At 57.0% G+C, this 4023-nt stretch carries 4 protein-coding genes and 2 pseudogenes; 3 read left to right on the top strand and 3 right to left on the bottom strand.

Annotated features, from left to right (window positions below):
• From PL597_RS25780 to PL597_RS25770, 3 genes and pseudogenes are all read right to left on the bottom strand, one after another.
• A pseudogene (locus PL597_RS25780) lies at window positions 1-243 on the bottom strand (type IV secretory system conjugative DNA transfer family protein); the annotation flags it as partial.
• 35 nt (window positions 244-278) lie between these two features.
• Window positions 279-587, bottom strand: coding sequence for a mobilization protein (locus tag PL597_RS25775; RefSeq protein ID WP_271366633.1), 309 nt, complete (start codon window positions 585-587; stop codon window positions 279-281).
• Between the two features lie 185 nt (window positions 588-772).
• Window positions 773-1699: a nucleotidyltransferase and HEPN domain-containing protein gene (locus tag PL597_RS25770; protein ID WP_271366635.1), complete on the bottom strand. Its 927-nt coding sequence runs from the start codon at window positions 1697-1699 to the stop codon at window positions 773-775.
• Between the two features lie 363 nt (window positions 1700-2062).
• Here PL597_RS25770 and PL597_RS25765 point away from each other — a divergent pair, with 363 nt between their 5' ends.
• The 3 genes and pseudogenes from PL597_RS25765 to PL597_RS25755 all read left to right on the top strand — a co-directional run bounded on the left by PL597_RS25765 (window position 2063) and on the right by PL597_RS25755 (window position 3924).
• Entirely contained in the window at window positions 2063-2845 is a 783-nt protein-coding gene (locus tag PL597_RS25765) for a hypothetical protein (protein WP_271366631.1), read from the top strand.
• 169 nt (window positions 2846-3014) lie between these two features.
• Window positions 3015-3352 (top strand): annotated as a pseudogene (locus PL597_RS25760) (Arm DNA-binding domain-containing protein); the annotation flags it as partial.
• A 287-nt stretch (window positions 3353-3639) separates the two neighbouring features.
• A complete protein-coding gene (locus tag PL597_RS25755; RefSeq protein ID WP_181404672.1) occupies window positions 3640-3924 on the top strand; it encodes a helix-turn-helix transcriptional regulator in 285 nt (94 codons plus the stop codon).
• Window positions 3925-4023: the final 99 nt, after the last annotated feature.

The raw sequence follows: 4023 nt of genomic DNA, 5'->3' as shown, positions 1-4023 counted from the left end.
GGTGATGAACCAGAAGGTGATAACGGCAAGCGCCAGCAGGGTGAGGAAACTTGGAATGATGTGAACGATCGAGCCCCGCTCGAAACCCGTTTGCTCGAGGAAATGAACGCCACCCATGCCGATCACAAAGGTGACGTTGAACAGGATGAACATAAATCCAAGAAGCCGTTTCCAGATCCGGAAGGGCATGGCAATCAAAGCCAGAAATGCCCAGAGCGGATCACGCGCGACGGCTCGCATCATGTTCTTGAATGCACCCCAAGCAAGTCGCAACCGGTTCATGGAGCGCCCTGCCCGCTGTCATCATTCTCTCCGGTGCCCGGCAGTCCTTGTCCGATCAGATCGTCAAACAGCGCCTTGTCATTGTCGCGTGTCAGAAAACCCGGCAGTTCGCGGCGCAGCCAGTCACCGAGTTGTTTGCTGAAACTCGGATCTTCCGAGGTCTCGAGGTGATGCAGAACGAGCGACCCGATCAGGACCTTTCGGCGCATATCGTTGTTGCGTTCGGTTTTCGAGAGCCGGGCCTTGAGGGCGGAACGCTGCGCCTCCAGTTCAGCCAGACGCTGTTCGATGGTTTTCCTTGCCACGATTATTCCCTTCGATTGGGGTCGCACCGGAACTGCCGTTGTTGACCACGGCTTTGCTCCTGGAAGACAGACCAGTTTCTATGAGGAGATCGACATAGCGATTGTGAGAGGAGTTTGGACCATAGGGTTCATGACGCTGCGGTGGCTGTTCCCTGAACTCAGGATTGGTCTGCCACCGGTGAAGCTCAGTCGCTGGAATTTGCCGCTTGTCCCGCGGCCTGTTTGAGCTTTTCGATGTGCTCGCGGCAGAGCGTCTCAACCAGCCTATGAAGTTCCGCCGTCCGCTCCTGAAGCCAGGTCAGCGCCTCTTCAGAAACCTCGAAACGCTTCGAATAGCGGGCCTTGACGTAGGCCTCATTCAGAATGTTGTACCACGTGGTAAATCGCTGACGGTCGCGCGGCCAGATGTCGATCAAACGGTGATCACGACCTTCGGAAAGTCCACGCAGGAATTTGAGGTTGTGCGAAGCAGGCGAGTAATTTGTCAGTGTCAGGAGGTAGCAGTTGTAAGCCGTCTCGACTGCCTGATGCAGTTGGAAGGCGGCAATGTTGGCATTGTTATCCTTCAGGGCATAGCCAGCCAACTTAATGAAAGTTTGCGCATCAGGAAAATGCCTGCGGAAATGCTCCTCGGCCACCCTGAGTGCATCGGCCGGGCTGAGCGGTTTTGCTTCAGCCAGCGGTCGGTCGTCGAATTCGTAAAGAACAACACCTTCGCAGGCGAGGTCGACGAAGAAGTATTGGCCGTCATTTAGGAAATTACTGATTTCGCGAGCGCCATGCACGATGAGACCGACAGGCGTCTCGATCTCCTTGTCCCACATCAGCCGGTCTGTCGCCTTGTCCCAGTATTTGGGATCGGCCAGTTCCTTGTTGCTGACGATGACGAGAATGTCGAAGTCCGAGCGATAACCTTTCGACGTATGCGGCTCATCCACCCAGGTGCCACGCGCATAGGAACCGAACAGGATGATTTTGAAGATCCGTCCATCCTTCTTGGCGTCAGACTTCGAGCGCTCGACCAGATCAGCAAACTCTTCCTGGATAATCCCGACGACGCGTGCAAGCTCGCGTTGCTTTCGTTCCGGCAAATGTTCAAGGCTGGTCTTCATGTCTGCTCCGTTTCTGGACGGTATCCTGTATGGTCCATTGTAAACTTCTTTGAAACTCCGATTTTTGGCAGCCGCCAATCGAATGCCTGTCTCCCCAAATATCCACATGCGCATTGCCCCTTATCCGCCGTGCGATCAGCCTGCGCATATCGATCTCGCTGATGGATGCGATTGTGTCCTATTCAAACACGAGCAATTGCCACTTGGCGACTACTACTTTTAGTAGTCGAAATGCCCGTTCGTTGTTGCTAGCCTCGCCACCGGTAAACAGACAAGGGGACCAGTAACGGCAAACGCGCCTTCGCCGCCGGTGACCGGATCATCTTCCTCGAAAACAACCGCGACCTCGGCGTGAAAAACGGCATGCTTGGCACCGTCGAGATTGTCGAAAAAGATCGGATCGTTGCGCGGCTCGATGGCAGAGGCGGCGACAGTGTCAGCATTTCCACGGACACCTACCAGGCGATCGACCACGGCTATGCAACGACGATCCATAAAAACCAGGGCGCGACGGTCGATCACGCCTTTGTGCTGGCCTCGAGCAGCATGGACCGGCATCTGACCTATGTCGCCATGACCAGGCATCGCGACAGCGTGCAGCTCTATGCCGGCATCGAGGAGTTTGCCAATGCGGGCCGGCTGGTTGATCATGGCGTTGCGCCCTACGACCATAATCGTAAGGCGCGCGAAAACTATTTTGTGACGCTGGAGAATGACAAGGGCGAGCGGCATACCGTGTGGGGCGTTGATCTCAAGCGGGCCATGCGAGAGGCCTCGCCAAAGATCGGAGACAGGATCGGACTGCAGCATGAAGGTGCCACGCCTGTCACGCTTCCGGACGGTACGCAGGCCGACCGCAATGCGTGGCGTGTCGTCAAGGGTGAGGAACTGGCCTGCCAGCAGCTGACAAACCGCCTGTCGCGTTCCGGCGCCAGGGAAACCACGCTGGATTACATCAGCGACTTTGCCGAGCGGCGCGGGATCGCCAGCGACAGATGGATCGCAAGCGACCAAGGGATCGGGCAAGAGTTTGGGGTCAGGAGCGAGATCGAACTTGCGTCCGGCCAAAATGCGCGCCAAGACGTTTTGTCCCGTGCGGCCCATCCGGTGCGGGAACAACAGGATCGGCCATCAGAGCTTGTCTAAGGACCTATCCGAATTGCACGATAGGGTACGCCAGAGCACGCTAACATTCTGAAATGTATTTATTTTCAGAATCGGAGCTCCGAAGTCTCTATCCGAGAACACGCCTTGATTTCCGCCCGCGTGCTTGCGTGGTTCTTACTCGAAATCGGGGCTTCTGAGGGACGGGAGCATGGCCAAGCTGACCAAAAGATTTGTAGAAGCCGTCGAGCCGCAGAGCGAAGGGCACGTCGTCTGGGACGACGCGTATCCGGCTTCGGTCTTCGCGTCCATCCCTCGGGCAAGCGCAGCTACATCGTCCAGTACCGGTCTCGTGGTCGATCGCGTCGCTACACGATCGGCCTTCATGGCGTCTGGACACTCGAGACCGCGCGCCGCGAAGCCAAGGCCCTGCTCGGACAGGTCGCCCATGGCGGCGATCCTGCTGAAGAACGCGAGGAAGACCGCAAGTCGTTGACCGTCAAGCAGTTCTGCGAGCAGTACATCTCTGACATGGAGGCTGGCCTCATACCACCAGATCTTCCGCAAATAGCCGCCGAGTAGCGGGGTATGTGGCACAATCTCTAGCCCCCACGTAGGCGACGACCCTCCAGGCTTCACATCTTTGTTCAAAACTCTGGACACGAACCATCCTTATGACCAATCAAATGAACAAAGCTTGACTAGACGCCAGCCCCATGGCACAATGTACAGAATTCTGGACGCGAGAGGATCTCGTGTCCACTCAAATGAACAAAGCAGGTATAGCTGTGCCCCGTCAGAGAAGCTACTCCAGAGTTACGCGCCAAGCCCTCGCCATGCTCGGCAAGCTGATCCGCGTCGGCCGCGCCGAGCGCGGCCTGACCGCACAAGAACTGGCCGACCGCGCCGGCATCAGCCGCACGACCCTATCCAGCATCGAAAAGGGCGCGCCGGGCCCTGAGATCGGCATAGTCTTCGAGGTCGCTTCAATCGTCGGCGTGCGCCTGTTCGACTATGACGAGCGCACTCTCCAGATGCACAATGCCCGCCTCGACGAAAAACTGACCCTTCTACCCAAGAGCGTCCGTCACGCCGTGAAGGAGGTCGATGATGACTTCTAACACTACTTTGGCAGAATGCATTTTGGCGGTCTGAAGCGGATTCTGCAGTGCGGACATCGTTCTGGGGCTGACGCTGCCAGGAGGGTGTTTATGACCGCG

Source organism: Agrobacterium sp. ST15.13.013 (assembly GCF_027956525.1).
Taxonomy (GTDB): Bacteria; Pseudomonadota; Alphaproteobacteria; order Rhizobiales; family Rhizobiaceae; genus Agrobacterium; species Agrobacterium salinitolerans.
Note: the sequence above shows the minus strand (reverse complement) of the source record. Positions and strands in the feature narration are given on the sequence as shown.

Coding starts and splice junctions, on each gene's coding strand:
- PL597_RS25770 (WP_271366635.1), bottom strand. CDS start 1,699: ATGAAGACCAGCCTTGAACATTTGCCGGAACGAAAGCAACGCGAGCTT.
- PL597_RS25765 (WP_271366631.1), top strand. CDS start 2,063: ATGCTTGGCACCGTCGAGATTGTCGAAAAAGATCGGATCGTTGCGCGG.
- PL597_RS25755 (WP_181404672.1), top strand. CDS start 3,640: ATGCTCGGCAAGCTGATCCGCGTCGGCCGCGCCGAGCGCGGCCTGACC.